The sequence below is a fragment of the Methylobacterium sp. WL6 genome (genome assembly GCF_008040095.1).
In the GTDB taxonomy this organism is placed as follows: domain Bacteria; phylum Pseudomonadota; class Alphaproteobacteria; order Rhizobiales; family Beijerinckiaceae; genus Methylobacterium.
Genome location: NZ_VRVH01000025.1, coordinates 13,170 through 33,882, shown reverse-complemented (window position 1 = coordinate 33,882; position 20,713 = coordinate 13,170). Strand labels below are relative to the sequence as shown.

23 protein-coding genes and 1 pseudogene are annotated in these 20,713 nt (G+C 67.2%); 11 read left to right on the top strand and 13 right to left on the bottom strand.

Features of this window, described 5'->3' with window-relative positions; genetic code table 11:
• Positions 1 to 170: pseudogene (locus FV230_RS30575) on the top strand (porin family protein); the annotation flags it as partial.
• Between the two features lie 1,007 nt (positions 171 to 1,177).
• Here FV230_RS30575 and FV230_RS06230 read toward each other — a convergent pair.
• The 3 genes from FV230_RS06230 to FV230_RS06220 form a co-directional block, all read right to left on the bottom strand.
• Positions 1,178 to 2,422: a divalent metal cation transporter gene (locus tag FV230_RS06230; protein ID WP_246694757.1), complete on the bottom strand. Its 1,245-nt coding sequence runs from the start codon at positions 2,420 to 2,422 to the stop codon at positions 1,178 to 1,180.
• 196 nt (positions 2,423 to 2,618) lie between these two features.
• Complete coding sequence (locus FV230_RS06225) at positions 2,619 to 3,542, bottom strand: alpha/beta hydrolase (RefSeq protein WP_147841697.1); 924 nt, start codon at positions 3,540 to 3,542, stop codon at positions 2,619 to 2,621.
• Between the two features lie 180 nt (positions 3,543 to 3,722).
• The gene (locus tag FV230_RS06220; protein WP_147726442.1) at positions 3,723 to 4,016 is read right to left on the bottom strand and encodes a hypothetical protein; all 294 of its coding nucleotides are present in this window, start codon (positions 4,014 to 4,016) and stop codon (positions 3,723 to 3,725) included.
• A gap of 344 nt (positions 4,017 to 4,360) precedes the next feature.
• On the opposite strand from FV230_RS06220, the gene dps reads away from it, so the two are divergent.
• Positions 4,361 to 4,912, top strand: a complete 552-nt coding sequence (dps, locus tag FV230_RS06215; RefSeq protein WP_147726444.1) for a DNA starvation/stationary phase protection protein Dps — start codon at positions 4,361 to 4,363, stop codon at positions 4,910 to 4,912.
• A 1,430-nt stretch (positions 4,913 to 6,342) separates the two neighbouring features.
• Here dps and FV230_RS06205 read toward each other — a convergent pair.
• Positions 6,343 to 6,585: a hypothetical protein gene (locus FV230_RS06205; RefSeq protein WP_147841696.1), complete on the bottom strand. Its 243-nt coding sequence runs from the start codon at positions 6,583 to 6,585 to the stop codon at positions 6,343 to 6,345.
• A 161-nt stretch (positions 6,586 to 6,746) separates the two neighbouring features.
• On the opposite strand from FV230_RS06205, the gene FV230_RS06200 reads away from it, so the two are divergent.
• From FV230_RS06200 to FV230_RS06185, 4 genes are all read left to right on the top strand, one after another.
• Positions 6,747 to 6,962: a hypothetical protein gene (locus FV230_RS06200; RefSeq protein ID WP_147841695.1), complete on the top strand. Its 216-nt coding sequence runs from the start codon at positions 6,747 to 6,749 to the stop codon at positions 6,960 to 6,962.
• A gap of 33 nt (positions 6,963 to 6,995) precedes the next feature.
• A complete protein-coding gene (locus FV230_RS06195; protein ID WP_147841694.1) occupies positions 6,996 to 7,310 on the top strand; it encodes a hypothetical protein in 315 nt (104 codons plus the stop codon).
• Positions 7,311 to 8,744: 1,434 nt separating this feature from the next.
• Positions 8,745 to 8,972 carry a hypothetical protein gene (locus tag FV230_RS06190; RefSeq protein WP_147841693.1) on the top strand — a complete coding sequence of 76 codons (228 nt, stop codon included), beginning with the start codon at positions 8,745 to 8,747 and terminating at the stop codon, positions 8,970 to 8,972.
• Between the two features lie 147 nt (positions 8,973 to 9,119).
• Entirely contained in the window at positions 9,120 to 9,329 is a 210-nt protein-coding gene (locus FV230_RS06185; protein ID WP_147726454.1) for a cold-shock protein, read from the top strand.
• Positions 9,330 to 9,398: 69 nt separating this feature from the next.
• Here FV230_RS06185 and FV230_RS30570 read toward each other — a convergent pair whose 3' ends face one another.
• Positions 9,399 to 9,614: a hypothetical protein gene (locus FV230_RS30570; protein WP_243935897.1), complete on the bottom strand. Its 216-nt coding sequence runs from the start codon at positions 9,612 to 9,614 to the stop codon at positions 9,399 to 9,401.
• 450 nt (positions 9,615 to 10,064) lie between these two features.
• Entirely contained in the window at positions 10,065 to 10,250 is a 186-nt protein-coding gene (locus FV230_RS06175; protein WP_147841692.1) for a hypothetical protein, read from the bottom strand.
• 258 nt (positions 10,251 to 10,508) lie between these two features.
• On the opposite strand from FV230_RS06175, the gene FV230_RS06170 reads away from it, so the two are divergent.
• Positions 10,509 to 10,766 (top strand): hypothetical protein, encoded by a 258-nt coding sequence (locus FV230_RS06170; protein WP_147841691.1) that lies wholly within the window; start codon positions 10,509 to 10,511, stop codon positions 10,764 to 10,766.
• Between the two features lie 158 nt (positions 10,767 to 10,924).
• On the opposite strand, the gene FV230_RS06165 is transcribed toward FV230_RS06170, so the two are convergent.
• The gene (locus FV230_RS06165) at positions 10,925 to 11,167 is read right to left on the bottom strand and encodes a hypothetical protein (RefSeq protein ID WP_147841690.1); all 243 of its coding nucleotides are present in this window, start codon (positions 11,165 to 11,167) and stop codon (positions 10,925 to 10,927) included.
• A gap of 46 nt (positions 11,168 to 11,213) precedes the next feature.
• On the opposite strand from FV230_RS06165, the gene FV230_RS31195 reads away from it, so the two are divergent.
• Complete coding sequence (locus FV230_RS31195) at positions 11,214 to 11,345, top strand: hypothetical protein (protein ID WP_279593219.1); 132 nt, start codon at positions 11,214 to 11,216, stop codon at positions 11,343 to 11,345.
• A 34-nt stretch (positions 11,346 to 11,379) separates the two neighbouring features.
• Here FV230_RS31195 and FV230_RS06160 read toward each other — a convergent pair whose 3' ends face one another.
• A complete protein-coding gene (locus tag FV230_RS06160) occupies positions 11,380 to 12,411 on the bottom strand; it encodes a fumarylacetoacetate hydrolase family protein (protein WP_147726462.1) in 1,032 nt (343 codons plus the stop codon).
• A 136-nt stretch (positions 12,412 to 12,547) separates the two neighbouring features.
• Here FV230_RS06160 and FV230_RS06155 point away from each other — a divergent pair, with 136 nt between their 5' ends.
• Positions 12,548 to 13,216, top strand: coding sequence for an SOS response-associated peptidase (locus tag FV230_RS06155; RefSeq protein WP_147841689.1), 669 nt, complete (start codon positions 12,548 to 12,550; stop codon positions 13,214 to 13,216).
• Between the two features lie 5 nt (positions 13,217 to 13,221).
• Here FV230_RS06155 and FV230_RS06150 read toward each other — a convergent pair whose 3' ends face one another.
• From FV230_RS06150 to FV230_RS06140, 3 genes are all read right to left on the bottom strand, one after another.
• The gene (locus FV230_RS06150) at positions 13,222 to 13,473 is read right to left on the bottom strand and encodes a hypothetical protein (protein WP_147727295.1); all 252 of its coding nucleotides are present in this window, start codon (positions 13,471 to 13,473) and stop codon (positions 13,222 to 13,224) included.
• A 442-nt stretch (positions 13,474 to 13,915) separates the two neighbouring features.
• Positions 13,916 to 15,880 carry an alpha/beta hydrolase domain-containing protein gene (locus FV230_RS06145; protein WP_147841688.1) on the bottom strand — a complete coding sequence of 655 codons (1,965 nt, stop codon included), beginning with the start codon at positions 15,878 to 15,880 and terminating at the stop codon, positions 13,916 to 13,918.
• A gap of 596 nt (positions 15,881 to 16,476) precedes the next feature.
• Positions 16,477 to 16,674 carry a hypothetical protein gene (locus FV230_RS06140; protein ID WP_147841687.1) on the bottom strand — a complete coding sequence of 66 codons (198 nt, stop codon included), beginning with the start codon at positions 16,672 to 16,674 and terminating at the stop codon, positions 16,477 to 16,479.
• 318 nt (positions 16,675 to 16,992) lie between these two features.
• On the opposite strand from FV230_RS06140, the gene FV230_RS06135 reads away from it, so the two are divergent.
• On the top strand, positions 16,993 to 17,985 hold the full coding sequence (locus FV230_RS06135) for an AraC family transcriptional regulator (protein WP_147841686.1): 993 nt from the start codon (positions 16,993 to 16,995) through the stop codon (positions 17,983 to 17,985).
• A gap of 1,550 nt (positions 17,986 to 19,535) precedes the next feature.
• On the opposite strand, the gene FV230_RS06125 is transcribed toward FV230_RS06135, so the two are convergent.
• Positions 19,536 to 19,775: a hypothetical protein gene (locus FV230_RS06125; RefSeq protein WP_147727290.1), complete on the bottom strand. Its 240-nt coding sequence runs from the start codon at positions 19,773 to 19,775 to the stop codon at positions 19,536 to 19,538.
• 217 nt (positions 19,776 to 19,992) lie between these two features.
• Here FV230_RS06125 and FV230_RS06120 point away from each other — a divergent pair, with 217 nt between their 5' ends.
• Positions 19,993 to 20,223: a hypothetical protein gene (locus FV230_RS06120; RefSeq protein WP_147841685.1), complete on the top strand. Its 231-nt coding sequence runs from the start codon at positions 19,993 to 19,995 to the stop codon at positions 20,221 to 20,223.
• Positions 20,224 to 20,307: 84 nt separating this feature from the next.
• Here the strand turns inward: FV230_RS06120 and FV230_RS06115 are convergent, their stop codons facing one another.
• The gene (locus FV230_RS06115) at positions 20,308 to 20,586 is read right to left on the bottom strand and encodes a hypothetical protein (protein ID WP_147727297.1); all 279 of its coding nucleotides are present in this window, start codon (positions 20,584 to 20,586) and stop codon (positions 20,308 to 20,310) included.
• Positions 20,587 to 20,713 lie beyond the last annotated feature (127 nt).

Below are 20,713 nucleotides of genomic sequence, written 5' to 3'. Positions count from 1 at the left end.
ACCTCGACCAGGGCGGCCGCAACAACGGCGCCTTCGCCTCCAACTCGACCGGCACCGTGACCCTGACCTCGCCGGGCGTGACCGTCGTGCAGAGCGGCCTGAACCGCAACAACAGCACCGAGTTCGCCGTCGTGCGCGCCGGCCTGAACTACAAGTTCGGCTCGTACTAGGACCTGCCGGATCGGCCGCGGCTCGCCCAGAGCCGCGGTTCGGTTGGATGGGTCGGTCGATCAAACAACGCCCCAGGAGAAACCTCCTGGGGCGTTTGTCGTTTTCCGAACCCGACCGTCTAAAAATCGGGACAAAAAACAAAAAAGCGCGCCTTTTAGGGCGCGCTTGAGTTGTTTAATTTTAGATGGACTGGAACGAATTCTATTCTATCCGAAGTCGGATCGAGCGCAATAGGTGTGGTATAGCTTTTGCCGGGCTTCAAAGGTTATCCCCGCTCACCGCTGCGCTGTAGTCCGATCCGCCGCTTTCCAATGCCCCATCTGCTGCTGCCGCATCGCCGGCAATGCATGAGTAGGGCGGGAAGCTGTACCGCATCCCAGCCGAGGCCGTGGCGACCTACGAGACCGACAGCAGGTTCAAGGCGCGGAGACCATAACGGCGTCAGGTCACGGCTGGCCCTGACGCGTCCCGGTGCGACTTGAAATCCGGCGAGCGTAGTGTCGGACAGGCGACGTGGCGGGGAATGCGCTGACGGGCGCAATGGTAGGAGAGGCTTTCGATGCAGCCATTCCGGCCGCCGGTGCCGCCGCTTCTGGGCTCCTAAACCGTCTGACCGGCTCCGCCTCTCCCGAGGTCGCAACCCTCGCCCGCACGGCGCGAGCCCGCTTTGGCATACCGATCCGAGCCGGGCGGATCCGCGACGCCTTGGATGGTGCTTAACGTGCGTTCGATCGCGCGATTGCGTGTCGAGAACAGTCCCGGCTCCCGGGCCGGCGCCCCGTTCTCATTCGCGGGACGATCGTTCGGCGCCATTCCGTCCACGCGGCCCGGCAATCTCGCCGCGGCAAGCACCTCCTACGATCCACGTCGAGGACTGGCAGGCGTGGATCGCCGATGGCTTCGGCATCGTCACGAACGGCATGCTCTGCGTCACCGGCCCGGAACTGACGGCGGACGAGTGGACGGCGCGGCCCTGACTCCGCGTCGAGATCGGGTTGTGACCGCCCTAGAGCAGCCCAACCCCATCGAGGACACCAACCATCGCGAAGGCGATCGTGAGGCCGGATACGACGTAGACCACCCATTTGTAGGTGCCTTCGACCCGCCGGTCTGGCGGCAAGGCACGGGTGGCGAGCAGGATGAGGAAGCCGAGGGCCAGCGGCAGCAGGAGCGCGTTCATCACTTCTACGGCGACGTTGAGCGCTACAAGGTTCGGTACGAGCTGCACTCCGATCGCACCGGCGACCACAACTAAGGTGAAGGCGCCGTAGAAAACTGGTGCCTGACGCGGCGACAGTGTGAGGGAGTGCGCTCGGCCCGTCAGGTCGCCGAAGCCCCACGCGAGCGCCAGTGCGACGACGTTGAGTGCCACGAACGCCGCTGCGATGATGCCGACCCCAAAGGCGACGTGTCCGAGCCATGGGCCCAGCGCCGGTGTGAAGGCATCTGCTAGTTGGCCGACCGTATCGAGCCCTTGGGCTGTTCCGCGGCCGCCCTTCCCGATGGTGGCGGCCGCCGCGATCAGGATCGCCCCCATCACGCATTGCGAGATGATCGCACCGACGAGGGTATCCAGGCGCGAGTCGCGTGCGTGTTGCCAGCCAAGGCCCTTATCGACGATCGCCGACTGCTGGTAGAAGATCATCCATGGCATGATGACTGCGCCGATATTGGCTGCGATGAGAACCCGGAAGCCGCCGTCGTTTAGCGGTATGTGCGCGAACGAGGCCAGGATTTCGCCTGGGTCAGGTTTGGCCGCAATAGCGAGTCCGATGAACACGAGTTCGAACAAGCCGACGGCGATGGCTACCACCTCGACACGCCGGTAGCCCCCGGTGAACACCAGCCACAGCAGGATCGCCACCGGTAAACCAAGGCTGACGATCCGCGGCACACCGAAAAGGTCACCGATGCCGGCGATCCCCGAGAACTCGGTGACGATGGCTCCGATACCGGCCACGACGAGACCGCCAAATGAAATCCAGGCCCAAGCGGGTCCGAAATGCTCTCGGATTAGCGCGCCGTGACCACGGCCTGTCGCCGTGCCGAGGCGGACGGTGAGTTCCTGAACGATGTAGAGGATCGGCACGAGCAGGAGTTGCAGCAGAAGCAGGGAATAGCCCCAACGCGCTCCGCTCTGCGCGGCGGTGATCAGGCTCCCGACATCGGTGTCGGCGAGCATCACGACAAGACCGGGTCCTGCGGCCTTGAGAAACGCGGATATGCGGGGCAGGTAAGCGGTGTCGGGCACGGCATTGCAACCGGAACGGTCAAGGCGGGTTCCGAGCGTCCCAGTAAACCATGGTGCGTCACAGAAACCCGCTCCCCCCAGGGCCCCTTGAGCGCGTTCGCCCGCCCGATGCAGCCGACGACCATTCGCGGCTCGCGGTGCCCGGATGATCCCCTGATCTGGCTGAGATCAACGCACCGGAAGCGACGTTCAGCCTTCAACCCAGCATGTCGAGGGTCTGGAGCCACGCATGACACAGGGTGGGCCAGACACTTGCGGGCGTGCCCGGCTCCCCAATGCCGAAACCATGGCCGCCCTTGCTGAAGCGGTGGAACTCGACCGGGACGCTCATGTGCCGACAGGCCGTGTCGAGGATGCGGCTGTTCTCCGGACTGATCACGGGATCGTCGTCGGTCTGCACGAGGAAGAGCGGCGGGCAGCCCGGACGCAACTGTGTCTGGAGCGACCAGGCGGTCCGCGCTTCGGGCTTCGGCTGCTCGCCGACGAGGTTCCGCCGGGTGCCCGTGTTGTCGTAAGGCGGCTCCAGCGTGACGACCGGATAGATCAGGGCCGCGAAGTCGGGACGGGCCAACTGCCGATCGATCTCGTCCACCGGCGCGTAGGTGCGTAGGCCGGCACGCATCGCGAGCGTGCCGGCGAGATGTCCGCCCGCCGAGAAGCCGACGACCCCCATCCGCTGCCGGTCGAGCCCCATCGCCTCCGCCCGCGAGCGCATCGTCCGCATGGCCCGTTGCGCGTCCTGCAGGGGAACCAAGGTGCCGTCGGCCCAGCCCTCGTTGGGTAGGCGGTAGGTGAGGACGAAGGCCGTCACCCCGATGTCGGTCAGCCAGCCTGCGGCCGGATAGGCCTCCTTGACCAGGCCGATGCGTCGATAACCGCCGCCGCCGACGACGAGTGCCGCGGCACCGTTCGGCTTGGGCGGAATGAAGATGTCCAGCAGGGGCTCGGATATGTTGAAGGCGGCCCCATCGATCTCAGCCTGTTGGGTCCCCATCGGGCCGCCCCCACCCGGTGGGGCGCTGGGCCAAAGCCGCAAGCGCTCGGACCGTGGCTGAGCGCAAACGCTGGTCGCGATCGCGCTCGCGCCGGCAGCGAGGATCAAGGAGCGGCGGTCGAGCATGGTGATCCAGCGCGGCGAGGTGGAGCCTTGCAAGCAAGACCCATGCAGCGGTGAAGCGAAATCATCCGGGGACGTTTCGGAGTGAGGCGCCGGGAGCTGCTGTAGCAGGTCCAGCCTCATGGGAACCCGCTTCCCGAGTGCGCCCTATCCGGCATCGACTGCGGCGCTATCTCAGACTGGCTACTCGCGGTTCGCAGCGGTCATAGCGCGAGCGACAACTTCCCGTAGGGCTGTCTGTCCATCCACGAGGAACCAAGCTCGCAACGCATCCGTGGTCTCGGGCCTGTCGTCCACCCGCTCGCGGAACAGGTCGCTGTAACGTGCGAGTTCACGTTCAAGGAATGTGTCAAGGTAGCTCGGCCCTTTCGCTTTGGCGAGGTCGAGAAGGGCGTCATCGAGGACGCGACGCATCATCTCTCCGACCATGGCTGAGACGTAGATGGCTTCAGGACTGCCTTGCTCGGGCTCTTTCAATCCGGTCTCCGTAAGGGTGGGGGATGGCGAGCCTGTGCCCGCCAGCTGAGGCGCCGTGCAATCGCATCGGCGCCTGCCTGAAGCCTCTAGCCCTCATTCGCCTTGAAGTCGCCCCACGAGGATCGCCCGAGGCTCGGCCTCTTCATCCGGCTCCTGCTCGCCGAGCAGCGCGGCAATTCTAGCCACCCACGGTGCCCAGCACCGTCGTTCGATCGTTGCAGAGGAACCCGCGCCCGATGGCGGTCTTGAAGGGAGCGAGCGCTCATCGCGCGCATCCCAGACGCTGTCGCCTAGGCTGCTGCAGAGCGCCTTCCGGCTGTTGCTGAAACTTGAAGGGACCTACCATGGCCGACACGAACGCCTCCCAGGGGCAGCGCCTCCACGAGACCCAGAACGGCACCAAGTCCAACGCGAAGCAGGTCTCGACCGACGCGCTCAACGCCCGGCTCGCGGACGGCATCGACTTGGCGCTGGCGGTCAAGCAGGCCCACTGGAACCTGAAGGGTCCGCAGTTCATCGGCATCCACCTGATGCTGGATGGGTTCCGTACCGAACTCGACGATTACAACGACAAGGTTGCCGAGCGCATCACGCAGCTCGGCGGCACGGCGCGGGGCACGGCGACCGCGGTGGCCGCTGGCTCGCAGCTCGCACCGTATCCGCTCGACGCCTATCGGATCGCAGACCATCTTGCGGCGCTGATCGATCGCTATGCGGTCTATGCGAACGCCGTCCGCCAAAACATCGACGACACCGACGAGGCGGGCGATGCCGGCACGGCGGACCTCTTCACTGAGGTCTCGCGCGGCGTCGATAAGCAGCTCTGGTTCCTCGAAGCTCATGTCCAGGAGCCAACTGGCGCGATGCGCGATGGTGATCACGACGGCAAGCGCTGAGGCGCGATACGGCGATTCGGCTGACGCCGGCACGAGAGCCAAGATCGCATCCCTCAGATGAGGGATGCGATCTTGGCGGTCTCGACACATCGATGCCGGGCGGCTTCGTGCCGGGTCGATGGTCCTGCCCGTGTCCGGTGCGCCGAGGAAGCGGTGAGAGCACGATGTTCGCTCTCAGCCTGATCTGCCTCTCGGCGGGAGCCACATTCGCCAGTGTCGCTCCGCAGCGACTCGCGCGGCAGGCCACGTTCGAGAGCATGGGGGGCTGCCCGATTGTCGGCGGCCCCTGCCTGCTTGGTGTTGGGCTGCCGCTGTGCCGCTGAGCGAAGCGCCAACGCGCCTGCCTTACCGTCCCGCCATGACCTCAAGCCACGCCACGCCAGCGGCAGCCAGACTGTTGCCCCGGCCGCCCCAAGGGAGAGGCGCGAACGGGATCACCGCGCGCTCGGCCGCCGCGACCGGCAGCACGCCGTCAGAGGCGATGGCAGGCATCCGTGCGGCTACGAGAGGCAGGAAGGCACCGAGAAACGGTGCGGCGGGCGAGGTCGGCCATCAGCGCGTCTCGCTCCGTTCGGCAGCGACGAGGCGTCAGCGGCGGGCAAGGCCGAGCGCCCAGGCATGGGCCTCGCGCTGATCGGTCTCGCCGGCCGCGGATCCGGTGCCGGTAGGAGGCCCCAAGGCGGAGGCAGGCCGCGTGATCCTGCCGGGCGTGCAGCAGGCGGACGGCGGGGGAGCGGAGCCGGTCGGAGGCCATCGGTCCGACCGCGATGCGCGCGGTCGGCGCGGGAGGACCTTGGCGGCGGCCCAGGCGCCCGCGAGCGCATAGGACATGCACATGCCCCAGGCGTCGCCAGTCACTTCCATGCGGGCCTGAGCCGAACGGATCGCGGCGCGCTTGATGGCGGAGCGGTCGAAGGTGCCGTCGCGGTTGACCAGCGGGGCGACGGTGGCGGCGAAGCGCTCGGCGCTTTCGGTCGAGACGACGACGGCAGCCCTGGGAACGCCTGTCCGAGGTCTCCCGCCTTGCCGGCCTCCTCGCCGATCAGGTGCTGGACGCGCAGATCATGAGTCGGCCAGTCCCGAGCAACATATCCGGGCGCTACTCAGCGCAGCCTTCCTGCTGGACGAGCACGACCTTCCGCTTCCTTCGCTGCCTCAGCAGATCGTCCACGGGGCGAAACGCGGAGCCGACCGATGCCAGGAGCCTTCGAGCGTGCGGGTCTGAAGTTCATCTCCGAAATCGGAGGTGGTTCCGGCAGCCGGTTCCGTGAGGAGAAGGCGCGGAGCCGGACGAAAATCACCGTCCGGATCAGCTCGCCAGCAGGAACGAGGCTGGCCGAAGGGACGGAACGAACGGCCGCGCCGAGCCGAGCCGCATTCAAATGTTTCGCGTCTCATGGCTCGAACATGCGTATCTCGCGCTTTGAGCCCTAACCCCAATCCTGGCTGTCCAGCGTGCACGCGCCATTGGCGACGCTTGCGATGGCCGACATCGCGGCGTCGAGGGAGGCGTGCGCGCGTTTCACAGTCACGAGAAGGCCCGCCTCATCCGGCTGGATCTGGAAATCGTCGGTATCCTTCGGCCTTGTGATCTTGCCGAGGCTCCGTCCCAGCCGATCTTTGAGATCCCATGCCTTGCCGGCCGGCCCTGTCGGTGTGAGAACGACATCCATTCATCTGATCCTTAAGAGCGGGGAAGGTCGCTCCAAAGCCCTACAATTTCGGTCGAAGGCCTCAGGCAATTCAGGAGCAGGACCACATCGCGACCAATCAGGACTGCGCTGTCGATGCCCTTCTGCGACAGATCGAGTGGAACCGCTTCGACGATACCGAAGTGGGCCACACACCGTTCTTGAATGAGTCGGCCTCGGCGGCGATCGCGGCGCAGCTTCGCACAATCGGTGAAAGCATTCACGCCATTGGAGGACTGGATGCGGTCGACGAGGCGATCCTCCGGATCACCGAAATGAATTCCGGCTTTTCCGACCAGCGGTCGAAGCTCCTGGAAGCGCTTTGGTCTTCCATAGGCCACGATGTCGGGACGGCGTGACGCTGGATGTTCCCGCCCTCGATCCCGACAGCCGTGGCCATCAACTTGCAGGCTTTGGCTTCGACGACCGGTGAACGCTTGATGTCGGGCCTTCAAGCGCATGCCTCACTGATCGTCCTTTCCGCTGTCGCCCTTCTCGGCGTTCGCAGCGTTGCCGGTGACCGTCATGCGAACGTGGTTGGCGGCTTCACGATGTTTTTCGATACGGGCTTGCGCCAACGTATCGTCGGCTTCGGCATCCCTTTCGGCTGCAGGGGAACGCCCGGCATCGTCAGCCCTGTGAGATCGCTGATCCGCGAGGCTCGGTTGCTGAGGCATAAAACGCTCCTTGCATGTTCGATCCCGTGATCCGGCAGCGAGTTCAGATCAGGCACGTCCGAGCCACATCAGGAGGAACCCTGCCAGGGGTAGGCTGAAGCCCAGCACCACCCGGATATCGAGTTCCTTGGAATGCTGTACCATGCGCCATCGGCGGCAGGCCAAGTGCTCCGACTCCATTCCCAGGATCATAAGACATAGACCAACGTACACCGGCATGGACGGCAGCGCGATTTCTCGCATGATCGCCTCATTTTGCTGGTTCTGAAGGGACAACGTCTCGCGGAGGCAATCGGGTACAGAGAAAATAACTCCAAAGGATCCTGAGGATTTCAGCTGAGATTGAGCAAGATCCTGGCGGGCACCGAGGCCGCCGGCACGCCGATGGTGGGGCGGCGCGCATGAGGTCGTCGTTGCGCGGTGCCGCGAGCACGTCGCGACAAACAAAAGCGGTCGCCGCCACTGTGCGGGCGTCCAGGCGGCAGGTACCGTCGTGAACCGAGCGTCCCGATCGGTACTTTCGGCTCGTCCTGGACTTACCGCGCAGTCTGCCAAAGGGCTGTTATCTCTCGAAATGCCGTATCGGCACTTGCCTCGGATGCCCCCTGTGATCCGAAAGATCGGATCGATTGGCGTACGACCAAATCATCCTTCATGATCGTCCAGTCGAAGCGTCCTGGCTCCGACTTGGACGGGTTGATCCGTATCGTATGCGGGTTCGGCGTGAAGGTGATCATGCCCGACATATAGGGCCTCGGCGCGTACAGCGTTCAAGGCGTGATCGAGCCGGCGGATCGCCGAGGGGCTCAAGAGGGCCGCCTGCGCCGGGCAGCGCCTTCCCTGTTCGCCGGCACTATACCAACACCGGGTACGCAGACCTATGCCGGCCCGGCCGCCTCTGCTGATCGACCGGCTGGCAACGGATCACGGGCACCTTCCCAGCAAGCCCGGCTCAGGACCGGGTGGCCGGTGAGATGAACGACGCACCCATCCGCCGTGATCGGATCGGGGGACAGGCCTGCTTCGCCTCCAGCGTTCCATTAAGCGCCTGCTAACCGCCGGCCGACACCTTCGCGGGCATGTCGAAGCGTACCAAGCGGACCGCACGAGCCCTTCTCTGGATCACGTCGCTGGCCCTCTGCTGCTTTGCGGCCGTCATGCTGATGCAGATCAACCGGCCCCCGGATCAGGTGGCGAGGCGGGTGGGAGACGGAGATCCCATCACAACGGGCTCGATACCGCCCACGCCTATGCGCTGGTGTGGAGCAGCGCCATGGTGTCGGTGAAGCGTCGCCGATCGGCCTTTTGGACCGGAGGAATATCTGAAGTGCCCGGCTGCGCATTCCACGCGCTTACGGGTCCACGATCGAACGGATCGAAACGAGCTTGAGCTTGGTTCTCCCATTCTCCGGTCGACCGACGGGAGAAGGCTGTCGCTTCTGGCGGCATGCGAGGAGAACCATCTTGCGCTCATCCATCATCGCCGCCGCCCTGTTCGCCGCGCTCGGCGCAGCGTCACTCTCCACGTCCGCCTCCGCTGCACCCATGGGCCCGTCCGCCGCTGTGGCCGCACCCGCCGAGCTGGTGACGAATGTCCGCATGGAGCGCCGGATGATGCATCGTCGTATGATGCGCCGGCCGATGATGCGCCACCACATGCATCGTCGGGGCATGATGCGCCACGGCATGTAAACCAGTTCGGGCCCGTATGGCCTTGACGAGGCTCAGCCCGCCCGGCACCGCCGCGGCGGGCTTCGCTCTTTGGAACGTCGCGTGAGGGCCATCCGTTTGGCCTGCGAGCGCCCCGCTTTGGTGCGCCCGAGACGTCTAGGAACTTCTATGAGCATCGGCACCGTAAAGTGGTTCAACGAGACCAAGGGCTACGGCTTCATCGAGCCGAACGACGGCGGCAAGGATGTGTTCGTTCACATCTCGGCCGTCGAGCGCGCCGGGATGCAAAACCTGGTCGAGGGCCAGAAGGTCTCTTATGAGGAAGAGACCGACAAGCGCAGCGGCAAGCTGTCTGCCGGCAATCTGAAGGCAGCCTAAAACTGTCCCGTCCGGGGGATGGGCAAAGCACCTGAAAAGCCCGCCTCCGGCAGAGTCGGCGCCCCGAATCTACAGTGCTTGGGTGCGCTGATCGGGGCGCATCAGGGTCGCCTTACGGTTGGACACCTTCCACACCGGCAACGACCCTTCGCGGACGAACATAGCGAACGCCTCGGTCGCTTCCGCACTCGCGATAGCACCCGCTCCTTTCACGGCGCGACCCACGACGCAGGCCCCTTCGAGACCATTCGCGCAAGGCGCACTGCCCTCGATCGCGAAGATCACCCCTGATCGGTCTGGCCTCAGCGCGTTCGGCAATGCGCCGATCTTGCGCCAGAGACAGTACCACCGCACGCACACCTCAGGGCGATCCTGATAGATCCCGCACGCCGTGCCAGTGCTATGCCGACAGAGAACGCCCGCAGGCTTGGCAAGCACCTCGATCGCGGGAACCCGGCAGCAAGCCGTGCACGGTCCGCACGTTCGGCCTGGAACAAGGGCACCTACGGCCGGTGTGGTCGGAGGGTGCTTCGGGGTCAAATCGTTCCGGCCCCGATGCGGTGCGTGAAGGTCTGCGATCCGATCGAGGATCACGTCGGGCAGCTTCTGAGCTACGCGCTGAGAATGCAGGCCCACCTCCGCGAGGCCGTGGCTCACCCCGCGCGGCAAGCCTCATGGAGATCCTCGCAGCGTCGACTTAGCGGGACCTGCGGTCGTGTCGACCCGGCGGGTGGTTCAAAGGCTCTTGGTCGTCACCCCGAGCGCGAGCAGAGCGTAGGCGCCGATGAAGAACCACTGCCGGTGCGCGAGCACCGTGCGCCCGACCATCGGGACCTTCGTGTAGAGGCTGGCGACCGCCAGGCCGATCAGCACTGCGGAAGCGAGGAAGGTGAGTAGGCGCGGGGCGGACAAGGTCGGCATGCCGCGATTTTCATGCGCGTGCGGTTGCCAAGCCGTTACCGTGCCAGACGCTCGTCGCATCCCGGCAGGATAGCCCCAGCGACGGCGTCGTCGAGACGCGGTGAGATCCGGGATTCCCCCCGTCCCGTGAGCAGACCGGGGCGGGGCCGAACCGTACGCGTTCACGTGCCACAGGAACGAGCCCTGCAGCGATCGGTTTGCCCTGCTCATCCGGCGGGGGCGTATCGATCCGCCCCCTGGAACGACAGGAGAGCGACGATGGCGAATGCAGGCAAGCACGGCATGCACCCTGGAAGCCAGGGCAAGGGATCGGGCTCGGGAGCGATGACCGAGTTGCCGGAAGGCGTGATCGAGGACAACGCGGTGCTCAGCAATCGCGACAAGGCCCAGCATGGGGATGAGCGCGGCCTGGACAGCAAGACCGTGCAGACCGAGCAGTACCAGGATCACTCGGCCAATCGGCTGGGGGATGACAAGGACCAAGCGCAGGGCGGCGGCGACGCCGGAAATCCCTAGGCTCGCGACAACCCGCCCGGTCCATCGGGCGGGTTTCCCGTACCGTTATCCGCCCCGCAGGCTCTCGGCGAAATCCTCCGGCACCTCGCCGAACTGCCCAAGGAGCGTTGCGCCTTCCAGCTCGCCGGTCTCGTCGGCGGCGTTCTTGAACACGCCGTCTATACCAGCACCTCACCCGTACCCGTCATCTCGACGAGCACATTTCCGAGGTAGGCTCCCAGGCGCTTCAGGGCGCCCCGATCCGGGGCGTCGATCCAGAAACCGATAAGGGCATGCTTACCGTCCAGACGACGCAGCACCGACTCGGCCATCAGAGCCGCCTCCCGCTCGGTCGAGGCGAACAGGGTACGCTGGGCGCCGGCCGCTAAGATCGTGATTTCGAAGGGGGTGACGCTTGGCATACCAAGCCAACGTGTTGCGCTGCAAAATCGTTGCGTGCCGGACCCCATGACGGTTGGCAGCGTTCTGCTGACCCGTGCCGACCTTGAGGCCGTGCGGATTTGGGGCACGAAGTTCGAGATGCGGACGCCGCGCCCCACGACGCAGGTCGGCGCGCTGCCGATCGCGGTGGCCGGCTGATTGAGCGCCCGCCTCTCGATCGAGGGCGCACCTCTTACGCCGGGACGGCCTGGATCACGTTGCGCAGGGTGCCGAGGCCGACGATCTCCGTCTCCATCACATCGCCCGGCTTGAGGAATTCGGGCGGCTTGCGCGCGTTGCCGATGCCGGGGGGCGTGCCGGTGGCGATGATGTCGCCGGGCACGAGGGTGAGGCCGTGCGACAGCTCGGCGATGATGCGGGCGACCTTGAAGTACATCTGAGCGGTCGAGGCGTCCTGTTTCACCACGCCGTTGACGCGGGTCAGCAGACGGAGATTGGAGGGATCGAGGTCGGATGCAGGCACGATCCACGGGCCGATCGGTCCGTACCCGTCCAGGCTCTTCCCCTTGAACCACTGCCCGCCGTGCAGCTTGATCTGCATGTCGCGCGCCGTGGTGTCGTTGATGACGCTGTAGCCGAACACGTGGGCCATCGCGTCGGCTTCTGTGATGTTGCGTCCGCCCGTGCCGATGATGACGGCGAGCTCGACCTCCCAGTCGATCGCCGTCGACACCGAAGCATCGTAGGGGATCGGGTCGTAGGGGCCGTTGATCGTGTTGACGCCCTTGGTGAAGAACACGGGATGGGCGGGGTACTCAGCGTTCGTCCCCCGGACGGCCTGACCCTCGGCGAAGTGCTCCAGGTAGTTCCAGCCGACCGCGTAGATGTTGCGCGTCGGTGCCGGGATCGGCGCCAGCAGCCGCACCGTCTCGACCTGCGGGCCATCCCCGGCGGCCGCGGCCCGGCGCACGGCATCGAGCGCGGCCGGTCCTGCCGTGATGAGCGAGACCATCTGCGCCGGATCCACGCCCGGCACTCCAACCTGCGTCAGGTCGACGACGCGCCCGTCCGAGCGGACCACACCGAGCCGCGGCGTGCTGCCCGCGTCGGGTGCGAAGGTGACGAGACGCAGAGCCTCTCCGCTCGGCGGGGGTATCGGATGCCCCGGACCCGAGGCTGGCGCCTGCGCCGAGGCTGACCCGACCAGGGCCCCGACCGCCGTCGCGGCGGCCGTGAGATGCAGGAAGTCGCGCCGAGTGCTCATCGATGGTCCTCCGCAGCGCTCGCCCTTCATCGGGGCAAGTCGCGCGAGCGAATTTTGAATTCATATGATGCGGGATGCAATCGGGCTCGCGCAGCGTGCCTTGCCCTTTCGCGCTTTGGCGGCGCACGATGTCGGGATGTGCAACCTCTACAGCCTCGACAGGGGCCAGGACGCGATCCGCAAGGCCTTCGGGGTCGAGCGCGACGAGACCGGCAACCTGCCGCCGCTGCCGGCGATCTTCCCCGACCAGATGGCGCCGGTGGTGCGTTTGGCCGAGGGCGAGCGCGCGTTGGCGATGATGCGCTGGGGCTTCCCCTCGCCGTCGAGCAAGGGGCCGCAGCACCCGGTCACGAACGTGCGGAACGTGAGGTCGCCCTACTGGCGCCCGTGGCTGAAGCCGGAGCAGCGCTGCCTCGTGCCGGTGTCCTCGTTCAGCGAGTACGCGGACACCAAGCCGCGCAAGACGCCGGTGTGGTTCGCGCTCGACGCGGACCGGCCGCTGTTCGCCTTCGCCGGGATCTGGCGACCGTGGACGGGCGTGCGCGGCCCGAAGCGCGACGAGCCCGTCGAGGAGGAACACCGGCTCTACGCCTTCCTCACGACGGAGGCGAACGGCGTCGTCGGGCCGGTGCATCCGAAGGCGATGCCGGCGCTGCTGACCACGCCGGAGGAGTGGCGCACGTGGCTGGAGGCGCCGGTGGAGGAGGCATTGCAGCTTCAGCGGCCGCTGCCGGACGAGGCCATGCGCGAGGTCGCCCGCGGCAAGCGGAGCGATGGACTTAGGCCCCGGATCGACGGTGCGTGATGCGCTTACTGCGCGTCGTCGGTGCCAACCATTCGCATGGTGGCGCCAAGCCGACCCCGATCGAGCCCCTTTGCGACGTAGCGCTCATCCACCCGGGCAACCCGCATCGGCGCCGGAGCACGCCCGACGACGTTCAGATTGCTCCGCACAGCCCGCTCGAGCTGAGATCGCACCGCGCCGTCGGCCAGGATCGCAAGGCCGCCCACGGTCGCGACAGCGAGGACGCTGCGGGTGATGATCGAGGTCAACGTGAGCATGTGAGGCACCTGAAGGATGCCTCACGGTAACCGAAGGGCTCCGCTGTGGCTGCTACAGCCACGCCACAGCCAGCACAAAAAGCGAACGGGTCCTACGCGAGAGGGAGCGTGTTCGCGGGCTTCAGTAGGCGCGTGACCGGGGCGGCGGGGGCGGGCCGTCATCGTCGTCGTCATCCGGCGGAGGCGGCCCCCGCCGACGCGGCGGAGGCAGCGGCCTGTCGTCATCGAAGTCCGGCGGGGGCGGTCGGTAGCGGTGTGGCGGCCCGTCGTAATCCTCATCCGATGGAGGCGGAGGGCGCCGATCGTCGTAGGGTTGAGCCGAGGCGCCGGCCGCCGCGAGGACGAACAGAGCAGCGCCGGTGAGACGTGCGCGCATGAACTCTCCATGGAGCGAGACCGCGCGAGCGGTGGCCCAGCTTTCTCTTCGACCTGCCAGTTTCGGCTAGGGGGTCGCTCCTTGGCGTGCCGCCGCGATCAGCCGGTCTCCGTCCTCGCGCACCAGCAGGCGATCCGAGACGAGAGCATCGACCGACTTCGCGACAGCCGCGACGTAGGCGTCCGGCTCGGCGTAGCGCTCCTCCAGGGACGGGCGGGGGTCGCCGGCGGCCGTCCGTTCGGCCCGTGTGCGTGCGAAGGGGATCTCGCTGCCCTCACGATCGCACAGGGCGCCGGCCGGGAACGGGTCGGCATACAGGTTCCAGCCGGTGAAGGTCGCGCGGGGGGCTGCGACGGCGGGTAGGCGGATGCCCGCCACGTCGTTGCCGTCCGCGTCGACCCGCGGCACCAGCGGGCGGTACTGCGGCCCGGTCTCGGGGCGGGGATCGACGTAGGTGCCGAACCGCGCGATCGCGTTCGGCGTCGTCGGGACCGGGATGCCGACCAGGAACGGAAAGCCGATCTCGGCGGCGTCCACCAGCGTGCCGTCCGACAACCGCGGGACACGGCTGTCCGGCGGGGCCTTGCCCGCGGTCACCCATTCCTCGAGCGCGACCAGCAGCGCCCGCAGGGCCGGCGCCGGGTTCAGGGTGCTGCGCAGGTTCGCGCACGCCCCCTTGGTCGAGGTCAGACCGGCGCGCCCGTAGTGAAAGCCGCTGGAGACCAGGAAGGCGCGCGACGTCTCGGGCAGCGCCACGTCGGTCCGGCCGAGCGGATCCGTCGTGAGCATCGAGGCGCCCTTCTGCCAGTACTCGGTCCCGGTGTTCACCTCGATCAGGAGCGGATCGAAGCCGTCGCCGCGCAGCAGCGCGCCGGTTCGGCCGGTGACCGGATCGTGCTGCCGTGCGGTCGAGAACGGAAAGGCGTTCTCGGGATAGAGGTGGTCCTCGTGCTGCGTGTTGGTGCGGGAGGGCTGCCCGAACCGGGCGTTGAGGAAGATGCCGCCGACGCCCGCGATGTGCGAGAGCATGCCGTCGAAGACGCGGCGGCCGGCTTCGTCACGGTTGAAGCCCTGGTAGACGAAGTCGCGCAGGTAGCGCCCGCTCTGCGAGATGCCGAGGGCGACGGCATGGCGGATGGTGCCGCCGGCCGGGTTCGCGCCGTCGGCGGCTCCACCGCGCAGATAAGCCACCACGTCCCGCGTCGCGGCGAAGCCGATGCCGAGCACCTTCGGTTCGGTGGCCGGGTAGGTGAACTCGTAGAGCGATCCCGGCAGGGGCTTGGTACCCTTGGGCAGCAACTCCAGCTGTCGCGGCGTGGCGTAGTGCCAGGCTTCGGCCGGGACCGGGCGAGGCGGATCGCCCTCGCGCCGGCGAACGGTGAGCCGCGCGTCGGCCTTGTCCGGGCCGGCGGTCTTGAAGGTGAGGTAGAACGGGGCCTCGGGCGGCCCGCGCGTCGCGCTGACGAGCTCGTCGCGCACCGTCTCGACGATCGGCGTGCCGTTGCGGCCGGCGACCGGAACGTCGATGGCCATGCCGCCCTGCTGGCGCAGCGCGTCCGCCTCCCAGCCCGACCAGACGACCGTGTCGCCGCGGCGCAGGACGAGGCCGGTGCCGGCGTCGGTGGCGGTGCGCGGATCGTTGACGGCCTGGGCCGCCTGGGCCGGCGCGTCGAGCACCCAGTTGAACAGGAACTTGCGGCCGCGGTTCAGCACCTCGAACAGCAGCGTGCCGCTGCCGCGGGCCGGATCCTTCGGGCGCAGCATGAACAGGTCGGTCTGGTACGCGACCATGCCGCGCGCGTTGCGGGGTGCGAGCGCGATGTCGACGATGCCGGCATTGGCCGGGTCCGCCGGGTCCAGCTCGCCGCGCGCCGTGCCGATGACGCGCTCGTAGGCGCCGGCCGCACCGAACGCGACCCCGTCGGCGAAGGGCTCGACCGTCGTGATATCGATGCCCACGATGCGGGATTGCGCAGGCGCGACGCCCAGGGCGCAGCCGAGCACGGCGATGATGACGCCACTGGTTCGCATGGTCACTCCCGAGGTCCGGCTCTACGAAGGCCGGTACCATCAGCAATCACATGGAGGCGTGAGCGTCGAGAGGGATGGCTCCGCGACAGATGTCGCCCCCGCCGACCTGTCAGGCGCGGTATCGTCCTCGGGCTTGGGGCGACGACGGTCCGCAACGCGCCATCGCACCCCGCAAGCCACGATGAGCGGGCGTTCCGTGCATCTGACGGCTACGGCTCGGCCGCGCTGCCGACGGGACTGAAGTCGCCCCGGCGCTTCCGGACGGCCTGCGACGCGTCGGGATGCGAGAGCGGACGCCGAACCTCCACCGCGTGGTCGTCGTCGAGCGGGCCCGGGACGATCTCGATCGTCGCGTCCGGGAACGCTGCCAGGATGGCTGCAAGGATGGCTGCAAGGATGGCTGCTGAATTGTCTCCAGGCGCTCCGATCGATCGGCTGGGGGCTCCGCAAGGGCTCGCTCGATAATCCGGATCATGCCGCACGATGGTACGGCCGGCGGGGTGGAGGCGCGGGCCGGGCGGCACAACGCGGCGTTCGGCCCTGCCGTACCCGCCTCGTCGATCGCCATTCACGCGCGCCACGCGACATGCAGGCGCTCAGTCGCCTCGTCCCTTGCTCTCGACCCGCAGCCAGTTGTGCCAGGCGCAGCCTTGGACCCCCTTCGGGAAGAACGCCCCCCGCTGCAGGTTGCCGTGCTCGCGCCGGATCCGGCCGACGCGGTAGCGATCCGCATCGCGGGCGATGAGGTCGCAGTCGCTGTCGGGCTGCGTGCGGGAGCCGATGAGGCTACTCACGCCAGCCTCGCGTACCCCTCTCGGCCGCGAGCATCCCGAGGAAGCCCGACCCGATCGAGTAGAGCGGGACAAAGCCGTGACGGCGGGTGCTGCAATCTGAGGGCGCGTCGGGCGATGACGATCGTCACACGCTGCAGGGCGTGCGAGGTCTCGACGCAGTTTTCAGACGCTCAACCAGAAGATGGAAAGCGACCCGCAAATCGAGTACGCCGATGCTCGCCCTACTCCCTGAACAGCGCTTCATTGCATCTCAGGGCGAGTAGACCTGCGGCCCCTCCCTCGCGAGAGGCGATCTCCTCGAGGAAAAGAAGCAGCGTCATGAGCGTTGTTCGGCATTCTTCGTTCTCGACCGATGACTTGCCTGAGCGCGATCGCTTCGACGCGTGGCGGACCTTGTTCAGCGCTCACGATCTGGATGCGGACCCGCACGGCTTCTCTGCTCGCATCGACACCACACAAATCGGTCCGGTCCTGCTGCACGTCATGAACGCGTCGCCTCAGAGGACAGGCCGCACGCGATCTAAGATCAGGCAGGATGGCCAGGAGCGGTTCACCCTGCTGCTGAGCCAGCACACCTACGCGATCGAGTCGGATCACGGCACCCAAAAAGTTCCGCCCGGTGCTTTCACGCTCAACGACCTGTCGCAGCCTTATCGACGCAGCCGAGTTCGCGAAACAAACTCACTAATCGTGAGCCTCGCGCGCGACAGCGTCGCTCGCCTGCTTCCTAACGAAGAAACGCTGCATGGGGCGATCCTCGCTGGTCCAACGGCCTGCCTGCTTGCTGAACATCTCCGCGGCTTGGTCGCGCATCGGCACACGATAGGGACGGACCAGGCGCTCGACATTGCGCAGGCCACGCTCCACTTGCTTGCAGCCACAGCCCGGCCCGACCGGGATCGGCAGGCGATGGCAAGTGCCCCGGCAAGCATGGCCCGATTGTCCGCCTCGAAACGGTACATCCGCAGCAACCTTGCCAAGGCGCTGACGGTCGAGCAGATCGCATCGGCTGTCGGTTTGTCTCGGACCCGATTGTACCACCTGTTCGAAGCTGAAGGCGGGGTAGCCCGCTATCTGATGCAGCAACGTCTCGCTGCCGTGAGGGCGGCTTTGGATGATCCGCATGAGGGCCGAAATATCGGCGTGATCAGTGAAGCCTACGGGTTCGGTAATTTCAGCCACTTCAGCCGAACCTTCCGGGAGGCTTACGGCCAGAGCCCTCGGGACTACCGCGCGTCACGCGAAACATCTGGAGAACTAGAATTCCCTAGTTCACCGGCTGCAGCAACATGGATGCGAGCGCTCGGCTAAGTCGCTCGCGGGGCCGTCGGCCGCGCCAACAGGATCGCGGTTCGCACCATGCCGTGCCGAGAATTCCCGGATGCGCCGGGCTCGGCGACCGCCTTCCGCGATGGCTCATGGTCCTTCACCGCGGCGGCCGGGTCCACCGTGTGCCCGCTCGCGAACCGGAACAGGCTGACGGTCGGGTCGCGCATGGGGTGATCGTCGTGGCAGGCGGGAGCGGACGCTACCAAGGCGATGTCGGTGCGGGGGCCGCCGAAAATAACCCTTCCGCTCAATGACCCCCCTCCCCCCAGGTGCGGGACAAACAGTCTTGATGATAAAGGGTTGTTTGAGAACGGCTCGGGGAGCCATCACCTTTCCAAAACCATGGTCTCGTTCATCGCTTCGCCCGGCGCTCCGCATCGAGCCCGGAGGTGCGGGGACAGGTCCGCGCGACCGGACCGGCGGCCGCGCCATCGCGCACATCGGCGGGAACGGCTCCATGTCCTCGAAAGCCAGCTCGCGCGCTCCGATCGGCCAGCGCGATCCTGGCCGCCCCGGCCCGCCGATGGCGGCGATGCCGGTGGGTGCGTTTCCGATCGCGAAAACCGGCTGAGGGAGCGCCTGTGCGATCTCCGGGGCCGCCGGCTCGTCGTCGCGTGCCCGCCGTGCAACCGGCGCGGCACCTACGACCTGGCGCGCCTCCGGCAGCGGTTCGGCGACCACGCCGACCTCTACGACGTGTATCTGCGTCTCACCCGGACGTGCGGCCGCCGGCAGGCGGTCGGCCCCCGGGAGCCGGCCCGGTCCGGCCGGACGTGTCGCGCCATGATCGGCGTCGAGGGCGGCGACGGGCGCACGGGATTGCCGTCCCGCACGTGACCTTTCGACGGCGATCGCGGGTCGGCCGCGGCGAGGCGGCAGAGCGGGTGAGGTCGCAACGGCCTCGAGCCGCCGAGCCTTCGGACGGGATGGGCAAGTTCGCCGCCCGAGCATGGAGGCCGCCCGACGACATGGACGGGGGCGGCGCTCCGAATGACCCCTGCGTCGCCGACCGCCTCCTGCTGGCGACGATCCTGCGCTGGGTCGACGCCCGGGGTGATCGCGGCGGCTATGCCCGCCGTTCCGGCATCGCGGCGGCCGACAGACGAGGGCGACTTCGAGCCGGCGGGGCATCGGTGGTCCCATGACGCGTGACGCGCCGGCCGGTGCCGCATCGTCGCGCCGACGATCCGGCGTTCGTGCTCGGTTCGGGCGCCAAACCCGAGCCTGTTGCTCTCCGGGTGACGCTCAGGGCGCCCGGCGCGCGAGCCAAGCGGTTCCAAGACCGATCGCCAACGCGCCGACGGCCCACGCGATCAGGAGGTAATTGTGCGGGTCCATCACCGGAGTCCCTTCAGGAGGCTGCGTGCCGCCGAATGTGGGCCGGTGCCGACCGCCAGGCAAACGCGGGACGTCTCCCCTGTGCCGACGGCGACGGACGGATCGACCGGGCCCGGCGGCCTCCGGGCGAACACGGGTGCGAGACCTCCCACGGCGAGGGCCGCCACCGCGACGCCGTTCAGGCCGAGGGGGTGTCAGGCCGCCAGGGCGAGGACGGCGGTTTCCCCGCCGGTCGGGGCGACGGTGTCCTTGGCTCCGAACAGGAGTTGATAGATCGCGGCAGGGGTGCGGGCGTGACCATTGCCGTCGACGATCCGGACGTCGGCCAGGCCCGAGGCCTGCAGCGATAGGCCTTGCTCCAGAGCGTCCAGCATCGAGTTGTAGTGATGCGAAAACCGTTGTGCCGATATGCGAGCGGTGACGGTGAAGTTCACGGACGCCAATCCTGACTGTCGAACTCGGCCGGCGGCCGCATGGCCGTGATCCGAGGCATCGTGATGAAGTGGAAGAGGATCGCTGGACAGGGCCGGCGCGGCTTTGGATTCGCCTCGTCGCCCGACGGCCTCCGTATCGTTGCAGATAGAGGCGGTTCGTTGACAAAAACTTAGCCCAGTATGGCAGGGACGTGTCTTTTGCGATGGGGATGCTGTCGTGACCCGGAAACCGCTGCTCGATCAGGTCGACGCCATTCAGATGGCGCGCACGTATTGCCGTCTTGTGAAAGCCGATCCCGACGCGGTCGTCGCGGGCGACTTCGTCGACGCGACCGGCCAGCGGCGCCGCGTCAGCAAAGCCCGTTGGCGCTGGTATCGGGACATTGCCGAAGCGTCGGCTCCGAAGCCGCCGGAGACCGGCGCGTCGGGAGAGGCTGCCGAGGTCTGAGCTTGGCCGGAAAAGCGCCGAAGGACGCGGTTCTCACAGGCCGGTTCGGGTTTTCACGGATCGCGGCTCGGCGGACGGGCGCAGCTATGTCCTCGCTGCCATCAGGTCGTGCGTCAGGACGGTCAACTTCCCGATCAGGCCGGTGATGTCGGCCCCCTTGCACGACCACTGCGTGCCGACCGCCTCGCCATCTGCGGACACGGACACGACGGCGACCGATCGCAGCTTGCCTTCGCGAGCTAGGACGAGCTGGTCCTGCAGCACGGCGATGATCGAGGCGGTGTCCGCGTCCGCGACCGCGGCAGAGATCCGGGCGGGAAAGGGCACGACGGCGCCTGCGTTTGCCTGTTCGTTCGTGCTCATCGCGACCTCGCCTTGCCTCGCTGGATGCGCAGAGAGTTGGGTGATCGCTTGGGACAGAGTGTGGCAGCTTGTCCGTGTCGGCGAACGTCGATGCCGAGTGTGGCTGCCAGAGCACGGTGCGGCTGCC